This window comes from Novosphingobium taihuense (assembly GCF_007830315.1).
In the GTDB taxonomy this organism is placed as follows: Bacteria; Pseudomonadota; Alphaproteobacteria; order Sphingomonadales; family Sphingomonadaceae; genus Novosphingobium; species Novosphingobium taihuense.
In genome coordinates, this window is record NZ_VLKJ01000003.1 from 348,995 (window position 1) to 366,425 (window position 17,431).

At 65.0% G+C, this 17,431-nt stretch carries 15 protein-coding genes, 1 tRNA gene and 1 riboswitch; of the genes, 11 read left to right on the forward strand and 5 right to left on the reverse strand.

The window, feature by feature from the left end:
• Position 1 precedes the first annotated feature (1 nt).
• A complete protein-coding gene (locus IQ25_RS08885) occupies positions 2 to 652 on the reverse strand; it encodes a DUF1345 domain-containing protein (RefSeq protein WP_144904874.1) in 651 nt (216 codons plus the stop codon).
• Between the two features lie 5 nt (positions 653 to 657).
• Positions 658 to 2,619 carry a M61 family metallopeptidase gene (locus IQ25_RS08890; protein ID WP_181447210.1) on the reverse strand — a complete coding sequence of 654 codons (1,962 nt, stop codon included), beginning with the start codon at positions 2,617 to 2,619 and terminating at the stop codon, positions 658 to 660.
• A gap of 102 nt (positions 2,620 to 2,721) precedes the next feature.
• On the opposite strand from IQ25_RS08890, the gene hisS reads away from it, so the two are divergent.
• From hisS to metK, 6 genes are all read left to right on the forward strand, one after another.
• The gene (gene hisS, locus IQ25_RS08895; protein ID WP_144904876.1) at positions 2,722 to 4,059 is read left to right on the forward strand and encodes a histidine--tRNA ligase; all 1,338 of its coding nucleotides are present in this window, start codon (positions 2,722 to 2,724) and stop codon (positions 4,057 to 4,059) included.
• Complete coding sequence (gene prfA / locus IQ25_RS08900; protein ID WP_144904878.1) at positions 4,056 to 5,120, forward strand: peptide chain release factor 1; 1,065 nt, start codon at positions 4,056 to 4,058, stop codon at positions 5,118 to 5,120. The genes hisS and prfA overlap by 4 nt, the downstream gene beginning before the upstream one ends.
• A 7-nt stretch (positions 5,121 to 5,127) precedes the next feature.
• Entirely contained in the window at positions 5,128 to 6,015 is an 888-nt protein-coding gene (gene prmC, locus IQ25_RS08905) for a peptide chain release factor N(5)-glutamine methyltransferase (RefSeq protein WP_246415696.1), read from the forward strand.
• A gap of 195 nt (positions 6,016 to 6,210) precedes the next feature.
• Positions 6,211 to 7,188: a DUF4167 domain-containing protein gene (locus IQ25_RS08910; RefSeq protein ID WP_258536992.1), complete on the forward strand. Its 978-nt coding sequence runs from the start codon at positions 6,211 to 6,213 to the stop codon at positions 7,186 to 7,188.
• Between the two features lie 175 nt (positions 7,189 to 7,363).
• Positions 7,364 to 8,959 (forward strand): apolipoprotein N-acyltransferase, encoded by a 1,596-nt coding sequence (gene lnt / locus IQ25_RS08915; RefSeq protein ID WP_144904882.1) that lies wholly within the window; start codon positions 7,364 to 7,366, stop codon positions 8,957 to 8,959.
• A gap of 87 nt (positions 8,960 to 9,046) precedes the next feature.
• Entirely contained in the window at positions 9,047 to 10,258 is a 1,212-nt protein-coding gene (gene metK / locus IQ25_RS08920) for a methionine adenosyltransferase (RefSeq protein WP_144904884.1), read from the forward strand.
• A 78-nt stretch (positions 10,259 to 10,336) separates the two neighbouring features.
• Here metK and IQ25_RS08925 read toward each other — a convergent pair whose 3' ends face one another.
• Positions 10,337 to 11,863, reverse strand: coding sequence for a DEAD/DEAH box helicase (locus IQ25_RS08925; RefSeq protein WP_144904887.1), 1,527 nt, complete (start codon positions 11,861 to 11,863; stop codon positions 10,337 to 10,339).
• A gap of 327 nt (positions 11,864 to 12,190) precedes the next feature.
• Between IQ25_RS08925 and IQ25_RS08930 the strand changes: the two genes are divergently transcribed.
• On the forward strand, positions 12,191 to 13,501 hold the full coding sequence (locus tag IQ25_RS08930) for a M20/M25/M40 family metallo-hydrolase (RefSeq protein WP_144904888.1): 1,311 nt from the start codon (positions 12,191 to 12,193) through the stop codon (positions 13,499 to 13,501).
• Positions 13,498 to 13,686, forward strand: a complete 189-nt coding sequence (locus tag IQ25_RS08935; RefSeq protein WP_144904889.1) for a DUF1289 domain-containing protein — start codon at positions 13,498 to 13,500, stop codon at positions 13,684 to 13,686. The genes IQ25_RS08930 and IQ25_RS08935 overlap by 4 nt, the downstream gene beginning before the upstream one ends.
• Here the strand turns inward: IQ25_RS08935 and IQ25_RS08940 are convergent.
• The gene (locus IQ25_RS08940; protein WP_144904890.1) at positions 13,659 to 14,978 is read right to left on the reverse strand and encodes an alginate export family protein; all 1,320 of its coding nucleotides are present in this window, start codon (positions 14,976 to 14,978) and stop codon (positions 13,659 to 13,661) included. The genes IQ25_RS08935 and IQ25_RS08940 overlap by 28 nt on opposite strands.
• A 92-nt stretch (positions 14,979 to 15,070) precedes the next feature.
• A riboswitch (yybP-ykoY riboswitch) is annotated at positions 15,071 to 15,257 on the forward strand.
• 11 nt (positions 15,258 to 15,268) lie between these two features.
• Here IQ25_RS08940 and IQ25_RS08945 point away from each other — a divergent pair.
• Both IQ25_RS08945 and IQ25_RS08950 read left to right on the forward strand, forming a co-directional pair.
• The gene (locus tag IQ25_RS08945) at positions 15,269 to 15,844 is read left to right on the forward strand and encodes a TMEM165/GDT1 family protein (protein ID WP_144904891.1); all 576 of its coding nucleotides are present in this window, start codon (positions 15,269 to 15,271) and stop codon (positions 15,842 to 15,844) included.
• 39 nt (positions 15,845 to 15,883) lie between these two features.
• A complete protein-coding gene (locus IQ25_RS08950) occupies positions 15,884 to 16,384 on the forward strand; it encodes an MmcB family DNA repair protein (RefSeq protein WP_144904892.1) in 501 nt (166 codons plus the stop codon).
• Here the strand turns inward: IQ25_RS08950 and IQ25_RS08955 are convergent.
• Positions 16,381 to 16,797 carry a hypothetical protein gene (locus IQ25_RS08955; protein WP_144904893.1) on the reverse strand — a complete coding sequence of 139 codons (417 nt, stop codon included), beginning with the start codon at positions 16,795 to 16,797 and terminating at the stop codon, positions 16,381 to 16,383. The two genes, IQ25_RS08950 and IQ25_RS08955, sit on opposite strands and share 4 nt — an antisense overlap.
• A 120-nt stretch (positions 16,798 to 16,917) precedes the next feature.
• Between IQ25_RS08955 and IQ25_RS08960 the strand changes: the two genes are divergently transcribed.
• Positions 16,918 to 16,994, forward strand: a tRNA-Arg gene (locus tag IQ25_RS08960).
• Positions 16,995 to 17,431: the final 437 nt, after the last annotated feature.

Sequence of the window (17,431 nt, forward strand, 5' to 3'; positions counted from 1 at the left end):
CTTATCCCAGCGCGTTTATCGTAAATGCAATTACGCCGATGTTGAACACGAAGGCTGCGAGCGAATGCAGCGTTGCGATACGCCGGATGGATCGACTCGTGATTTCTGTGTCCGATGTCTGGAACGTCATTCCCAGTGTGAAGCTGAAGTAGGCGAAGTCGAGATAATCCGGCGTTTTCGTGCCGGGGAATTCGATCCCTGCGCTGTCAGCCCCATCGTGGGCGGAATAGTAGAGGTGCGCGTAGTGCAGCGCGTACACCGTGTTGGCAAAGAGCCACGTCAGCGCCAGCGTGCCGATCAGCTTGGCCAGTGCCACGCTGTCCCCCCCCGAAGCGCGCGGCAATTCCGCCGCGATCGCCGCGAGGACGACCATCGTCACGATCGTGGTGATCGCCAGCACGAACAGCCGGTTGGCGTCGTTGTCTGCCGCGTGGCGGCGAATTTCGGCCACGCCCGAATCGCGCAGGAGCGGGATCAACGAAAGCAGGAACACCACCGCCGCAAGATCGAACCCCATTGCAGCGGCATCCGTAATGCTCTGTGCCGCAGAAAAGTGCCGGAACCCGAAGAATCCCGCCACCAGCACCACAAGGAACAGGACGAAGCGCGGCGGCGCCAGCCGGTTTCCCAGCGTTGCGCCGCCGCGCGCCATGCCGCTTACTTCTTGGACTTTGCGGTCGCAGCGCCGGGACGCTTGGGCTCAAGCAGCATGTCGAGCCCGGTGGCAGCCTTGCCCGGTGCCACGCGTTCGAGCCACGGGTAGCGCAGCCCGTCCTTGTAATCGAGCTTGATGGTCTCGAAGCGGGCACCGCGCTTGACCAGCAGTTCCAACGGTGTGCCCTTTTCGCCCTTGGCGGCAGTGATCGCCTTCTTCAGGTCGTCCGCGCTGTAGGCCGTGCCGTTCACCGCCATGATCTGCGTGCCGGTCACGATGCCCGCGTTGAACGCCGGGCTGTCCCAGCGCGTGCCGGTAACCTTGCCGTCCTTGTCGAGCGAGATGCCGATCGAGTTGGCAAGGCTCAAGCCTTTACCGAAATCGATCGCAGCCTTCATGTAGGGGTTGGGCTCTTCCTTCCAGACGAGCTTGTAGCCGCCCTTCTCGATCCCGTTCAGCGGCGCGGGCTGGCCCGGCTGGTTGATGCGGGTATCGATCAGCTTGGCCCAGTCATAGGGGTAGAGCGCGTTGAGCTTGGTGACGATCTCGTCGACCTCGAACGGGATCTGCCCGTAATCGCCCGGATTCATCCCGAAGAACGTCTTCGCGAAATCGTCGATCGACTTCTTGCCGCCGGTGCCTTCGCGAAGGATCTGGTCGATCTCGAGCCAGACCAGTGCGCCTTCGGTGTAATAGTCCTCGTTGCGGGCAAGCGAGGAATAGGGCTTGGGCTTGCGCGAGGCAAAGACCGGATCGAATCCGGTATCCTCGACCGAGCGCCATTCGCGCCCCGGCTGCTGGGTAAAGCCACCGGCCCATGCCGCCAGCATGCCCAGCACCATGTCCTTGCCCTGCATGCCCGAACGCGCGGCCAGCACCGCGCCCCAGAATTGGTCCTGCCCTTCGTAGGTCCAAAGGAGGTCGCCCTGCATCGGCTGGCGATAATCGGGCGTCCACAGCCGCGCCGGGCGGCGGAACTTCCCCGACCACGAGTGTGAGTATTCGTGCGGGAGCAGGTTGCGATCCCACTCCTGTTTGGCCCACTCGGTAAAGGCCTCGGGCTCCAGCTGGTTCTCGCTCGACCGGTGATGTTCGAGGCCGATGCCGCCGATCTTGTCCGACAGGGCGAGGAGGAATTCGTAGTGATCGAAGTGGTTGGCGCCGAAGGCCAGCTTCGCTTCCTGCACCAGCGCGCTGTGGGCGGCGATGTGCTCGGGCTTGGCTTCGAGCTGTTCGGGCTTGTCCGCCACGACATTGAGCGTGACGTTCTGACCCAGATCCCACTTCTTGAAGTACTTGCCGGCAAAGATCGGCGAATCGACCAGCGTTTCGTAGTCGGTCTCGGCCCAGGTCACGCGGTTGCCCGCCATGCTCATGCCATCGAGCGCCGTTGCCGGGGTCCAACCCTGCGGCAGGGTGACGGTCGGCTTGACCTTGATGCGGCGGACGTAGTGGCCTGCAGGATAAAGGCTCATCTTTTCCCACTGCAGGTTGAGCATTTCGGGCGTCATCGTGATGCGCCCTTCGGCCGATTGCAGCGGCGATGTGTGGATCAGCTTGGCGACGACTTCCTTCGCGCCCGCAGGCAGCATGACATGGAAGGCATAGACCTCGACGCGGTCACGCTTCCATTCCACCGGCTTTCCATCGACGAAGAACTGCACGCCGACCAGCTCGGCAAGCGGCCCGCGTGGACCGTGGTTGCCAGGCAGCCACTGCGGATAGAGCAGGATGAGTTCCTTTGCGCCTGCGGCCACCGGAATCGTCTGCGTTACCTTGTAGTCGCCGCGCACCACATCGGTCGCGTCGATGTCGAGCATCATAACGCCCGGATAGGCCACGTCCTGCGCGTCCGGCACGGTCTGCTGGATCGGCACGGCCATCGGCGCTGAATTGGCGGCAAGAGCCTGAGTGGAAACGGAAAGGGCGAGGAGGAGCGGTGCTGCCTTGAAGTGCTTGATCATGGTGCATGTTCATGGCGCGAAGAAGTCGCATCCGCAACCATCAGCGCGCACCTTTTTCTGACCGCTTTCCGTTTTCGCGCTTTCGGGCTAATCGCGCGCTCCATGAGCACACAGACACCAAGCATTCAGACGCCTCAGGCCATCCGCGGCACCCAGGACATCTTCGGCCCTGATGCCGAGGCCTTCGCCTTCGTCGTCGAGACCTTCGAACGCGTCCGCAAGCTCTACCGCTTTCGCCGCGTGGAAATGCCGGTGTTCGAAAAGACCGCCGTTTTCAGCCGCTCGCTGGGCGAGACGACCGACGTCGTCTCAAAAGAAATGTACAGCTTCGAGGATCGCGGCGGAGAATCGCTCACCCTGCGCCCCGAATTCACCGCAGGGATCGCCCGCGCCTACCTCACCGACGGCTGGCAGCAGTACGCGCCGTTGAAGGTGGCGACGCACGGGCCGCTGTTCCGCTACGAACGCCCGCAGAAGGGCCGCTATCGCCAGTTCCACCAGATTGACGCCGAGGTTATCGGTGCGGCCGAGCCGCAGGCCGACGTCGAACTCCTCGTCATGGCCGACCAACTGCTCAAGGAACTGGGCATTGCTGATGGCGTCACGCTGCAGCTCAACACGCTGGGCGATGGAGCCAGCCGCGATGCCTGGCGGGCCGCGCTGATCGACTACTTCCGCGCCGTGAAGGGCGAGCTTTCCGAGGACTCGCAGGACCGCCTCGAACGCAACCCCTTGCGCATTCTCGACAGCAAGGACCCGCGCGACAAGCCGTTCACCGCCGACGCGCCGAAGATCGACGATTTCCTCAGCGCCGAAGCGCAGGACTTTTTCGCCAAGGTCACCGGCGGCCTTGATGCCGCAGGCGTCGAATGGACCCGCGCCCCGGCGCTCGTCCGTGGCCTCGACTACTACCGCCACACCGCCTTCGAATTCGTCACCGACCGCCTGGGCGCGCAGGGCACCGTGCTCGGCGGCGGACGCTACGACGGGTTGATGGAAGCGCTTGGCGGCGCGGCCACGCCTGCGGTCGGCTGGGCTGCGGGCATCGAGCGGTTGGCGATGTTGGTGGGGGACCAGTATCCATCTACGGATACTGAGGTTGTAGTCTTCACTGAGCTTACAGAGCTAGAAAACCTTGCGATTTCTGTCGCCAGCGCCATTCGTGCGGGCTCGCCTTCTGAGTTGGCGGTGCATGCTGACTTGTTGATTTCGGGATCGCCTAAGAAGCGGTATCAAAAGGCAAAGGCGTCTGGTGCATGGCGTGCATTGTCGATCGAAGGCCTTGGAGGTGTCTTGGGGATCGCCCGACTCCGAGATCTTAACGTTGAAAGCGCTTCGCCAGTTAGAAGCCGGATAAAGGCTGCACTTGAGACAAGATTCAATATTCAGGAAACTGAGGTGGCGAACGCACATACGTGGGTGTTGGTGAGTAAGAAGTGAGCGTCTCCGAAGCCCGTCTCGCCCAGATCGCCAACCGCTTCGCCGAACTCGAAGCGCGGCTGGCCTCGGGCACACTGGAAGGCCCGGACTTCATCGCCGCCAGCCGCGACTATGCGGAACTCGAACCCGTCGCCCGCGTGGCGCGCGAGATCGCGGACATGCGCGCCGAACTGGCCAGCCTCGCTGCGCTTGATGACCCCGACATGCGCGAACTGGCCGACGAGGAACTGCGCCGCATCCACGCCGACCTTCCGCAAGCCGAACACCGCCTCGCCATCGCGATGCTGCCGCGCGATTCGGCGGACAGCCGCCCGGCCATGCTCGAAATCCGCGCCGGTACCGGCGGCGATGAAGCCGCGCTCTTCGCTGCCGACCTGTTCCGCATGTACGAACGCTACGCCGCCGAGCAGGGCTGGCGGGTCGAGGTCGTCTCGGTCAACGCCAACGACATCGGCGGCTACAAGGAAGTCGTTGCGAACGTCGCGGGTAACGGCGTCTTCGCCAAGCTCAAGTTCGAGAGCGGCGTCCACCGCGTCCAGCGCGTGCCCGTGACCGAGTCTGGCGGGCGCATCCACACCTCCGCCGCCACCGTTGCGGTCCTGCCAGAACCCGATGAAGTCGACGTGCGGATCGAGGACAAGGACCTCAAGATCGACGTATATCGGGCGAGCGGCGCGGGTGGACAGCACGTCAACACCACCGATTCCGCCGTGCGCATCACCCACCTGCCTACCGGCACGGTCGTGACCTGCCAGGACGGGCGCAGTCAGCACAAGAACAAGGACAAGGCGATGCAGGTCCTGCGCGCCCGCCTGTTCGAGGCCCAGCGCGATGCGGCACAGGGCGAAGAGGCCGAGGCGCGCAAGGCGATGGTCGGCTCGGGCGATCGCTCCGAACGCATCCGCACCTACAACTTCCCCCAAGGCCGCGTGACCGACCACCGCATCAACCTCACGCTCCATCGCCTGCCCGAAATCCTCGAAGGCCCCGGTCTAGCCGAACTGATCGATGCCCTGATCGCCGAGGACCAGGCGAAGCGCTTGGCAGCGATGGATGGATAGACCGGGGATGGCTGACTGCATGGGTGGAGGGACCATCGCCGCCGCCCTCCGCATCGCCACCGAGCGCCTGTCCGCCACAAGCGATACCGCGCGCCTCGATGCCGAACTGCTGATGGCCCACGCGCTCGGCTGCAGCCGCACCGACCTGCTGCTGCGGCATATGCAGGCCGAGGCTCCGGCAGCGTTCGCCCAGCTCGTTGAACGCCGCCTCACCCACGAACCTGTCGCCTACATCACCGGCACTGCGGAGTTCTACGGTCTCGATCTCGCCGTCACGCCTGATGTGCTGATCCCGCGCGGCGATACCGAAACCCTCGTCGAAGCCGCGCGCGAGGCCTTTGCCGATCGCAGTCCGCCCCGCCGCATCCTCGATCTCGGCACGGGCTCGGGCGCGTTGCTGCTTGCAGCGCTGTCGCTGTGGCCCGATGCGGAAGGGATCGGCATCGAACGCTCCCCTGGCGCGCTCGCTGTTGCGAAGGCCAATGGCGAGCGCCACGCGCCCGCCGCACGGTTCCTCGCAGGCGACTGGACGATATCGGGCTGGGCCGACGATCTGGGCCAGTTCGATCTTGTCCTGTCCAACCCGCCCTATGTCGAGGACGCTGCCGAACTGGCCGCCTCGGTCCGCGCGCACGAGCCCGCGTCGGCGCTCTTTTCCGGACCGGAAGGGCTCGACGACTACCGCATTCTGATCCCGCAACTGCCAGGCCTGCTGGCCGCAGATGGCATCGCGATTGTCGAGATCGGCTGGTTGCAGGCCGATGCCGTATCGGCTCTGGCGCAGGCCGCCGGGATGAGCGCGGGTGTCCATTGCGATCTTGCGTCAAGAAAAAGGGCGGTGGAAATGGCGCGAATTACCAATATTCCTCTTGGCAAGGGACCTGCGGCCTACTAATTGTGTTTACAGGCAGGGGACGGACGAAGGCTTCCCGTCCCGGCCAGCTCCACCATTTGCAGGGAATATCGGCCAACGGGGCCGGGACGAGCGCAGATGCTGGGAACCCCGATTCGCATGATGCGGACCGGTGGCGGAGGGTTGCGCGGCATACGGGTTGCTCAAGCTTTACGAGAGGCCGCCCCATTTAAGGAAGTGCCTGAGTTGAATAACAATCGTGGTAACAACCGCCGTCGCGGTCGGGGCAACAACAATCGCCCGCAGAACGGTGGTCAGCAGCTCAACCGGATCGACAGCCGCGCAAGGGGCAATGCCCCGCAGATGCTGGAGAAGTATCGCAAGCTTGCGCAGGACGCTCACCTCAACGGTGATCGCGTGCAGGCCGAATACTATCTGCAGTTCGCCGACCACTACTTCCGCGTGATCGCCGACACCCGCGTCCGCCAGGAAGAACAGCGCGCTCGCCCCAATGGCGAACGCTGGCAGGAGCAGGAAACCGACGACAACGGCGACGACTTCAGCGTCGAAGGCGATTTCCCGGCATTCGACCGCCCGAGCTCAACCCGCCACGAGCGCGAAGATCGCAGCGAAAGCCGCCAGCGTGATGATCGCCCGCAGCGCGAAGATCGTGCCCGTGACGAGCGTCCCCGCGAAGACAGGCCCCGCGACGACAGGCAGCGCGAAGATCGCGGCGAGCCTCGCCAGCGCGACGAGCGTCCTCGCGAAGCCCGCGAAGACCGCCCCCGCGAGGATCGTAACGAAGGCCGCCGCGAGAACCGCCGGTTCGACCGCAGCCGCAGCCGCGAGGCTGAGGCCGAAGTTGCCATGGAAGAGCGTCTTCCCGGTGAAGGCGTCCCCGCCATCGAGGGCGAGCCGATTGCCGAGGTTGCCGACAACCCGTTCGTCCGCGAAAGCCGCGCCGGTCGTGGCTTGCGTCCGCGAACCGAGCGTCGCCCGCGCCGCACGGCTGAAGACGAGGCACCTGCCACGCTCGACGCCTCGTTCCTGCCGCCCTCGATCAGCACCCGTAGCGAGCCCGAGCCGGAAGCACCTGCTCCCGCCCCCGTGGTCGCCCCCGAGACTGCCGACGAGGCACCGGCACCCGCGCCCAAGAAGCGCGGTCGCCCTCGCAAGAACCCCTTGCCCGAGGCCACCGCACCGGCAGAGGGCTGAGGCCATTCCATTTTGAGAGAACGCGAGGCCGCAGAGATTTCCACCAGATCTCTGCGGCCTCGGCACGTCCGGGGCCAACATCTTCCGACAAGCTCGGGATGGGCGAGGCAAGGGAAGTGACCTGACGGCCTGCAAGGCTTGCGGGCAGCACCGGCCAGCCCCATAGCAGGGGGGCATGAGCAGCTTCCGCTTCCCCCTTCGCCCGATCCCCCGCGATTCCCTGCTGACCATTGCCGCCGGTGGTCTGGCCGCCTGCGGGTTCCAGCCATTGGGATTATGGCCGCTGACGCTGGCTGCCTTCGCGTTCCTGATTCATCGCCTGCACGTGGTGAAGACCTGGCGTCAGGCCATGCTTGCCGGATGGCTGTTCGGGGTCGGGCACTTCACCGTCGGCAATGGCTGGATTGCGACCGCCTTCACCTATCAGGCCGAGATGCCTGCATGGCTTGGCTGGATCGCGGTGTTCCTGCTGGCACTCTATCTCGCGGTCTTTCCCGCGCTCGCCACATGGGCGGGCTGGTGGCTGGCGAACACCCGCCGCGCCATGCTTCTGCCTGCCTTTGCTGCAAGCTGGATCGTGGCCGAGTGGCTGCGCTCGTGGCTCTTCACCGGCTTTGCGTGGAATCCGCTGGCCATGGTCACGCTCGGCGAGTTCGAGCGTCCCGGCCTCGCGCTGGCGGCGCAATGGACCGGTACATATGCGCTGTCCGGCCTTGTCGTGCTGCTAGCGGGCTGGTGGCTTTTCGCGCTCAGGGCGTGGCGGCAGGGGACAAAGTGGGCCGCAGGCGCATACGCGCTCGGCCCCGCGTTGCTGATGGTCCTGCCCCTGCATGGCGAGCGCCGCGAGGGCACCTTGCCGTTCACGCTGGTCCAGCCCGACGTACGCCAGGAGCTGCTCGCCGATCCTGCAAACTTCGAGAACCAGTTCCGCCAGACCGCCATGCTCTCGCTCGCCCGCAAGCCCGGCGAGAAGCGGCTGGTGCTCTGGCCCGAAAGCGGCGTCCCCGATTTTCTCCGCCCCGGCTACGCCCAGTTCTGGTACGACGAGACGACCTATGCCTCCGACCCGGTGCTGGCCCGCGAACGTCTCGGCCGCGTTGCGGGTAACGGTGGCCTGTTGCTCACCGGTACCACCGACCTTGCGATGAAGGGACGCAAGGTCATCGGCGCGTGGAACGTGGTGACCGCGCTCGATTCGTCCGGCACGATCCGCGGCTCGTACGCCAAGTCCCATCTCGTGCCCTATGGCGAATACCTGCCCATGCGCGATATTCTCGAGCCGCTCGGCCTTTCGCGGCTGGTCGCAGGCAGCCTCGATTTCTTCTCCGGACCGGGACCGCGCACGGTTGACTTCGGCCCCCCCGCGCAAGGTGGCTGGGGCAAGGCAGGCTTCCAGATCTGCTACGAGATCATCTTTTCAGGCCAGGTCGTCGATCGCGCAAATCGCCCCGACTACCTGTTCAACCCCTCGAACGACGGCTGGTTCGGTGCCTGGGGGCCGCCGCAGCACCTGGCTCAGGCGAGGATGCGGGCAATCGAGGAGGGCCTTCCGGTCCTGCGCGCCACGACTACCGGGATCAGCGCCGTGGTCGATGCCGATGGCGTCGTGCGCCAGTTCATCCCGCCGCAGCGCGCAGGACGGCTCGATGGCAAGGTGCCGCCCGCCCATGCGCCCACCCTGTTCGCGCGCACCGGCAACATGCTCGCGCTTGGCTGGGCAGTAGTCCTTCTTTTCGTTGCGCTGGTTGCAAGTGCTACACGGAAACGCTAAGCGAGCGGGACATAAAGCTTTCTTTATATTGCGGGCATCCAAGCATAGGGCCCGGATGACTTAAGCCCACCTGGCATAGGACTTCCAATGCGCACCGACTATCTGTTCACTTCCGAAAGCGTTTCCGAAGGCCACCCGGACAAGGTCGCCGACCAGATCAGCGACGCCATCGTCGACCTGTTCCTGTCGAAGGACCCCGAAGCGCGCATCGCCTGCGAAACGCTGACGACCACGCAACTCGTCGTGCTCGCCGGTGAAATCCGCTGCAAGGGCGTCTACGAGAACGGTGAATGGGCCCCGGGCGCGCAGGAAGAGATCGAGAAGACCGTGCGCCAGACGGTCAAGCGCATCGGCTATGCGCAGGACGGATTCCATTGGGAGAAGTTCGAATTCATCAATCGCCTCCACGGCCAGTCCGCCCATATTGCGCAAGGCGTCGATGCCGGTGAGAACAAGGACGAGGGCGCGGGCGACCAGGGCATCATGTTCGGCTACGCCACTGATGAAACCCCGGGCCTGATGCCGGCGACGCTCTACTACAGCCACAAGATTCTCGAGCGCATGGCCGCCGACCGCCACTCGGGCGCAGCGCCCTTCCTCGAACCCGATGCCAAGAGCCAGGTCACCCTGCGCTACGAAGGCTCGCTCCCCGTCGCCGCCACCGCCATCGTCGTCTCGACCCAGCACAAGGCCGGTTATGACGAGAACGACCCGGCCAAGCGCGCCCAGCTCGAGACCTACGTCAAGGGCGTGATCGCCGAAGTGATCCCGCCGGTCCTGCTGCGTGAGACCGAATACTTCATCAACCCCACCGGCAGCTTCGAGATTGGCGGTCCTGACGGCGACGCCGGTCTTACCGGCCGCAAGATCATCGTCGACACCTATGGCGGTGCAGCCCCGCACGGCGGCGGCGCGTTCTCGGGCAAGGATCCGACGAAGGTTGACCGTTCGGCAGCCTATATCACCCGCTATCTCGCCAAGAACGTGGTCGCAGCAGGCCTCGCCACGCGCTGCACCATCCAGATCGCCTATGCCATCGGCGTGTCCAAGCCCCTGTCGCTCTATGTCGACACGCATGACACCGGCACGGTCGGCGACGACAAGATCGAACAGGCGATCCTCGGCATCGCCAAGCTCGGCGGCCTGACACCGCGCGCGATCCGCACGCATCTGGGGCTCAACAAGCCGATCTACCAGCCGACCGCCGCCTACGGCCACTTTGGCCGCAAGGCCGAGGGCGACTTCTTCCCGTGGGAGCGCACCGATCTGGTCGAGGACCTCAAGGCCGCACTCGCCTGACCGGTCCTGATCGCTGAAACGCAAAAGGCCCGCTTCCGGCAAGGAAGCGGGCCTTTTTGTTAGTCAGTGCCGAGCAGCTCAGCTGGCGCGGCGGACCTTGTTGCGGTGCGCGCCAACGCCCGGAGCGCCACGCGGACGGAAGTTGCGCGGCTGGTTCGGGTCACGCTCGCCACCGTTGACGGTTGCCTCGAGCACCGGATTGCGCACGGGGCCGCGATCGCCCTGAGCGCCATCGCGGCGTTCATGACGCGGCGAGGTGTCGCGCGGACGGCCGTCGCGGCCCTGCGCCTTGCCACCGAAGTTCTGGTTGCCACGCTTGTCGCCACGGGGCTGGCCGCCGCGGTTGTCACCGCTACCGCCACGGCCACCGTTGCCACGCTGGGCGCGGGCATCGTGGCGGGCATCACGTTCCTGCTCTTCCGGCTTGCGGCTGGGGGCAGGGAGCTTGGCGGCTTCGGCCATGAAGTTCTCAGGCAGAGCCATGGTGTCGATCTTCAGCCGCGTCAGCTTCTCGATGTCCTTGAGATAGGGCTTCTCGTCGGGCGCGCAGAAGCTCATCGCAATGCCGTCAGCCCCGGCGCGCGCGGTGCGGCCGATGCGGTGGACGTACTGCTCGGGCACGTTGGGCAGTTCGAAGTTGAACACGTGGCTCACGCCCGAAACGTCGATCCCGCGTGCGGCGATGTCGGTGGCGACCAGCACCGGGCACGAACCCTGGCGGAACGCCTCCAGCGCGGCGGTGCGCTGCGCCTGGCTCTTGTTGCCGTGGATGGCGCGGGCGTCGATCCCGGCGGACGATAGGTGGCGCACCACGCGGTCGGCGCCGTGCTTGGTGCGGGTGAACACCAGTGCGCGGTCGAGTTCCTTGGTGGCAAGGAGATTGCGGATGCGCAGGGTGAGCAGCGCCTGCTTCTCGGCCTGATTGACGAAGGTGACGTACTGTTCGACACGCTCGGCCGTGGTCGAGTTGGGGGCGACTTCGACGCGCACCGGATTGACGATGAACTGCTTGCCCAGGTCCTCGATCGCCTTGGGCATCGTGGCCGAGAAGAACAGGCTCTGGCGCGTCTTGGGCAGGAGGTTGGCCACGCGCTTCAATGCGTGGATGAAGCCGAGGTCCATCATCTGGTCAGCTTCGTCGAGCACGAAGATCTCGGTGCGCGAGAGCGTCAGCGCGCGCTGGTCGATGAGGTCGAGCAGGCGGCCCGGCGTGGCGACGAGAATATCGATGCCCGGAACGAGGCGGCGTGCCTGCTTGCCGATGGGTACGCCACCGAACACGCAAGCCACCGAAATGCGCAGGTTGCGGGCATAGCCCTCGATGTTGTCGGCAATCTGCGCGGCCAGTTCGCGGGTCGGCGAAAGGATCAGCATGCGGCACGAGGCCGGCTTGCGCTCGATCGGGTTGGCGGCAAGGCGGTGCAGCGAAGGCAGCGCGAAGGCTGCGGTCTTTCCGGTGCCGGTCTGCGCGATGCCGAGCAGGTCGCGGCCCTGCAGCAGGGCCGGGATCGCCTGGCGCTGGATCGGCGTGGGATCGTTGTAGCCCTTGGTTTCGAGGGCGCGGAGAATGGGTTCGGCAAGGCCGAGTTCAGCAAAAAAGGACATGAATATGCTTTCGTCAGCGCATCGGTAAAAAGCCGACGCGCAAAGGGAGTTCGCTATGCGCAAGCGCCGATAAGGCACGAGCGGGGTCGATCGTGCGACCCATGCGTGAAAGGGGAAGCGGGCGGGGCAGAGACCGTTCGTCCGGGGCGGATTTCTGCTTCGAGAGCGAAATCTCACGCCAGCACCCGGATTGCAGCGGATTGCCCGCCGCCGGTCTTGCTGCGCTGCACATAGGGACGAGTTCCCGATAAGGCAAGGAAATTCGGGCAAAAGGCGGTTGCAAGGCGTCTTGCACCTCGCCAACGTGACTGCAAAAGGAGTGGGTCGATGCGTTTCACGATAGGTATGGTGGCAGCTCTGGCCCTTGCTCCGGCCAACGCGCAAGCCGCGCCAAAAGGGGCCGAGGCAAAGATGGTTGCCACCATCGATGCCGAACAGGCCCGCACGCTCAAGTTCCTCGAAACCATGGTCAACCAGAACTCGGGCAGCCGCAATCTCGAAGGCGTGCGCAAGGTGCGCGACATCGTCGTGCCCGAATTTACGGCGCTGGGCTTCACCTCGCGCTGGATTCCGATGGAGCAGACCGGCCGGGCAGGGCACCTCGTCCTCACGCACAAGGGCCGCAAGGGTGCGAAGAAGCTCCTGCTGATCGGCCACCTCGATACCGTGTTCGAGCCCGATTCCCCCTTCCAGACCTATGTCCTCAACGGCGACAAGGCGACCGGCCCCGGCGTTGGCGATGACAAGGGTGGCATTGCCGTGATCCTTGCCGCGGTCCGCGCCATGCATGCCGCAGGTACGCTCAAGGGCGCCAATATCGAAGTCTTCCTCACCGGCGACGAGGAAGAGGCCGGCTCCCCCACCGAAGTCGCCCGCGCCGATCTCGTCGCCGCAGCCAAGGCCGCCGATGTCGCGCTCGATTTCGAAGGCCTGAGCCGCGAGGACGGGCGTGACATGGGCTCCATCGCCCGTCGCTCTTCGCAAAGCTGGTCGCTGATCGTGGAAGCCAAGTCCGGCCACTCCAGTGGCATCTGGGGCGCGCACGCAGGCGATGGTGCGATCTATGCCGCAGCCAAGATCGTGAACGCCTTCCGCGAGGAACTACCCGAGCCATACCTCACCCTCAACGTCGGCCTGATCGCGGGCGGTGCCGAAGCCGAAGTGGCGGAAGACAACGCCCACGTCTCGGCCCAGGGCAAGACCAACATCATCGCCAGCAAGGTCGTCGCCCGCGGCGATCTGCGCACGCTCAGTCCCGAACAGAACGCCGCCGCAATGCGCAAGATGGAGTGGATCACAGCGCGCAGCTACCCCGGCGTCACGTCGGCGAAGATCACCTTCAGCGAAGGCTACCCGCCGATGGCCCCGACCGCAGGCAACAAGGCGCTGCTGGCCAGGCTGAACACGGTCAACGCCACGCTCGGCCTGCCCGAGATGCAGCCGCTCGATCCGATGAAGCGCGGGGCAGGGGATATCAGCTTCATCGCCGCATATGTCGACGGCCTTGTCGGCCTCGGCCCCCACTCCACCGGCGACCACGCGCCGGGCGAAACGGTCGACGTGCCCAGCATCTGGACCCAGGCCAAGCGTGCCGCGCTGCTGATGACGCGGCTTTCGGCGGAAAAGTCTGTCCGGTGAGCCTCGCCGACCCGCCCAGTCCGTGTACCGGCGTCTGCAAGATCGATCCGGTAAACACGCAGTGCCTTGGCTGCCACCGTACGCTTGCGGAAATCACCGCATGGTTCACTGCATCGCCTGCGCAGAAGCACGCGATCCTGCAAGACCTTGCTGAGCGTCAGAGCGTCAGCGTCAGGTCGATGTAGCCATAGGTCGTATTGCCGGTCGGCGGAGCATTGGGCGCATCACGCAGCAACTCGCGCTTGAACAGCACGGCCGCGCCGGTATCCAGTTGCAGTGTTCCCGGCACGATCCAGTGCCGCACACGTCCCTCGATCTGGTGCCCGCCCAAGCTGCCCGAAGCCCCGCTCGCATCGCGAACGCCCGTCGCGGCAAACTGGTCGCGACGGTTCTCTGCCCAGGCCGTGCGCCACGCCAGGAAGGCATCGGTCCGCTTCGAAGGCGTCACTTCCAGCCGCAGTGAAGGCGACACGATGTTGCTCCGCCGGAACGGCCCATAAAGCCCGTTTGGACCGAACTCGAAGCGCCGCGCGGAATAGAGCGTGTCGAACCGCGTGAACTTGCCGGCCTTGCCCTTGTCCCCGCTCGCGGCATCGAACATCGCCACCACGCGCGGCTTCCAGCCCCCCGCAAAGGTATATCCCGCATCGACGTGGACGAACCACGCGAAGACATCGAGGTCGGTCCGGTCCGCCGCCCCCGCCGTCCGTCGCGCCTTGCCGAACTGCACTGCGCCTTCGAGGTCGTGGTCCCACGCTCCCGAGCTCGCCTTCACGAAATGCCGCGCCCCCACCATGCCGATCCGCCGGTTCGTCGTCGCCAGCCTCGCGCCATCGCGCTCGATCAGCCCGAAGGCATAGGGCTGCAACGTTCCCCCGAGCACCTGAGGCAGCGTGCCGTGTGCGCCGAAGAACACGACGTCAAAGTTCTCGCGATCCCACTGCACCCGGTCGTCACGAATCCCTTCCACGTCGTCGGGCAGGCGCTGGTGGGGGAGGGCGAACATCAGGTCGAGGCTGCGTCCCTTGCCTCCATCGAGCGCAAAATGTGCTCCGGTAAAGGCGTTGGTCGTGTTCCGAAACCGCTGCCGCGCCACCATGCGCCGGTTGCCGAGATCGAGCGTATATCGCCCCAGGGTCAACGCATTCTTCTCGCCCAGCTTGACTGCTATGTTGGCTTGCACCAGTTCCAGCGCGTTCACCTCTCCGCTATTGGCCGAAGACCGCGCATCCTGCCCCCACGCCCGGGCATCCCACAGCTCGGCATTGAAGCGCACAGGTCCCGTGTCATAGCTGGCCGCCAACTCTGTCCGCAGCGATACCATCGTGTCGTTTGCAGGGGCGGGTGCAGGACGGAACTGCCCATCGATCGATTCCACGCGCAGCCGTGCCGAAGCCGAGAGCGTCAGCGGGTTCTCTTCCGCCGATGCTGGCAGCGCGATGCAACAGGCAGCAGCGGTTATGGCAATTTGCTTCACCTTCGGTCCCTCATCAGGCATCGGTTGCCGGCTGGTGTCTGGCCGCGCCCATAACCCGGCCTTGCTTCGCGCGCCATAGGTGGCTAACGCGCCCTTACGTCACTTGGGGAGTAGCCACCGCTTTCACAGCGGCCCTCAGCGCCAACATGCTTGGTCGAGAGACCATGGCGCAGGCGGCAGGACCTTCAGGTCCACCGGGCGAGACCAATGACAGCGAACCCATCGCCCGGGCCGGGCGGAGGGGTACGTTGTCGTTGGCCTGATCGCTCCGCCCGGCCCCGGAATTGTTCATGTTCGAAGCCTTTACCACTTCCACCGCGATCGTTGCGCTCGCCGAGATCGGCGACAAGACGCAATTGCTCGCGATCATCCTCGCCACGCGGTTCAAGCGCCCGCTGCCGATCGTGCTCGGCATCCTTGCCGCCACGCTCGCAAACCATTTCCTCGCCGCGCTGCTCGGCGCGACTGCTGCCGCCTACCTCGATGGCCAGTGGTTCCGCTTCGCCGTCGCCATCGGCTTCGTCGCGATGGGCCTGTGGACGCTCGTGCCAGACAAGATGGACGAGGACGAAGCGCCCAAGCCCTCGCGCTACGGCGCCTTCCTCACCACGCTGGTCGCCTTCTTCATCGTCGAGATGGGAGACAAGACGCAGATTGCCACGATCGCGCTCGGCGCACGGTTCAACGATGCCTTGGCTGTCACCGCTGGCACCACTCTCGGCATGATGATCGCCAATGTCCCTGCGGTGTTCTTCGGCAGTGAACTGATCAAGCGCGTGCCGCTCGATGTGGTCCGCATGATCGCTGCCGCCCTGCTAGTCGCCACCGGTGTGTGGCTCTTCGTCCAGACGCTCGGCATCTGGTAAGCGCTTTACGTGTTCGACATTTGTTCTTAGGCTGGCGGCATGATCGAATCAGCTGCCGCCGGTCTTGGAGCCACTTCTGATGTTGTCGAACGCGAGTCCCGCGCCGTAGCGCGCGGCATATGCCGCCTGTTCGCGCGCAACGATATCTGGTGCCTGCCGGAGATGCTGCTGCGCTCGGGCCGCCGCGCCGATCTGATGGGCATCGATGCCAAGGGGCAGGTGGTGATCGTCGAGATCAAGGTCAGCCGTGCCGACCTGCTCGGCGATGGCAAGTGGACCGATTATCTCGATCATTGCGACCGGTTCTACTGGGGCCTCGCGCCCCACCTCGATCGCGCTGTGCTCGAAACCGAAGATTTCCTGCCCCACGCGTGCGGGGTCATCGTCGCCGATGGCTATGACGCCGAGATCCTGCGGCCCGCGCCGACGATTCCCCTGGCGGCCGCAAGGCGCAAAGCCGAAGTCGAACGGCTGGCCCGAGCCTCGCTGCGCCGCCATCTGGTCGGCCTCGATCCCCACTGCGCCAGTTGGGGCGGTTAGGGTCGGCGCTTTATTCCGAGTGGAGGGATCAGCGTGAGCAATCCGGCCCGCGCCACCAGAAACTCATGCCACAGCGCCGTCGCCGCAGCCGCCGGAGACTGTCCCCTTGCCGAAACCGCCAGTAGCGCGGCAAGACCGGGCTCCATGATCGCGGCCAGATCGTCGACGCCCTGCTTGGCGAGTTCGCACCGCCAGCCACCGGTATCGCGCATGATCGCCGGAAAGTTGCGCACTTCGGGTTTGCGCGGTTCGGGCTGCAGGCCGGCCAGCGTACAGACAACGGCCGCAGCATCGTGCAGGGCCGACCACTTCATCGACATGGCATTGCCCGAGGCATGACCGAATTCGGCTCTTCCAGCCCTGGCAGGCAGGGCAGTGGGCGAATCGCTGGCAGAGGAAGGCGTTGCGTGCATGGCGCTTGTGTAGCTGCCGGGGCGCTACCAAATTGCTAAGCTCGTTTGCCGCTATCCCCAAACCTGCACAAAATCGCTGGCAAGCATGCAAAGGCGCTGCTAGGTGCCTTCCCGGTCCAGGCACCCGTAGCTCAGCTGGATAGAGCGTTGCCCTCCGAAGGCAAAGGCCACAGGTTCGAATCCTGTCGGGTGCGCCATTTCCAAACAAAAGAGAGAGCTGCATCGGTTGCGGCGCTCGCTGGTTCTGCCAACACGGACTTTGAGCTGCGGCTCTGAATGTGGCTGTCGTTCACAGCAACATCTTCCGGCAAGGGCCACTTTTACGACTGACGCAGCTCGCGCCCCTCCTTGCGCAATTGCCTGCTCAGCAAAATGCCGAGCTTTCCGACATCGGCCGGGTGCATGTTGTGTCAGTGCTGGCAATGTGCTGTGGGCGCGTGGTGATCGCGGCTGCCAGTCCGTCACGGCGCGCAATCGTGCGCACCTGGCAGCGCCAACCTGAACCAGAGGCCCGCGGCCATTTGGGTTGAGCAAACTTGTTCTTCACGAGCCACCCGGAAACCAGTCGCTGCCAAAGTTGCATCGGCAGATCGATGGCTGCCCAGCGTCCCTGATCGACATCCCTGATCGCTAG

Excerpts from the sequence above, each read along its gene's own strand:
- IQ25_RS08945 (WP_144904891.1), top strand. The coding sequence starts at position 15,269 with ATGTTCGAAGCCTTTACCACTTCCACCGCGATCGTTGCGCTCGCCGAG.
- IQ25_RS08885 (WP_144904874.1), bottom strand. The coding sequence starts at position 652 with ATGGCGCGCGGCGGCGCAACGCTGGGAAACCGGCTGGCGCCGCCGCGC.
- IQ25_RS08890 (WP_181447210.1), bottom strand. The coding sequence starts at position 2,619 with ATGATCAAGCACTTCAAGGCAGCACCGCTCCTCCTCGCCCTTTCCGTT.
- IQ25_RS08955 (WP_144904893.1), bottom strand. The coding sequence starts at position 16,797 with ATGCACGCAACGCCTTCCTCTGCCAGCGATTCGCCCACTGCCCTGCCT.
- hisS (WP_144904876.1), top strand. The coding sequence starts at position 2,722 with ATGAGCACACAGACACCAAGCATTCAGACGCCTCAGGCCATCCGCGGC.
- prmC (WP_246415696.1), top strand. The coding sequence starts at position 5,128 with ATGGCTGACTGCATGGGTGGAGGGACCATCGCCGCCGCCCTCCGCATC.
- IQ25_RS08930 (WP_144904888.1), top strand. The coding sequence starts at position 12,191 with ATGCGTTTCACGATAGGTATGGTGGCAGCTCTGGCCCTTGCTCCGGCC.
- IQ25_RS08950 (WP_144904892.1), top strand. The coding sequence starts at position 15,884 with ATGATCGAATCAGCTGCCGCCGGTCTTGGAGCCACTTCTGATGTTGTC.
- metK (WP_144904884.1), top strand. The coding sequence starts at position 9,047 with ATGCGCACCGACTATCTGTTCACTTCCGAAAGCGTTTCCGAAGGCCAC.
- lnt (WP_144904882.1), top strand. The coding sequence starts at position 7,364 with ATGAGCAGCTTCCGCTTCCCCCTTCGCCCGATCCCCCGCGATTCCCTG.
- IQ25_RS08925 (WP_144904887.1), bottom strand. The coding sequence starts at position 11,863 with ATGTCCTTTTTTGCTGAACTCGGCCTTGCCGAACCCATTCTCCGCGCC.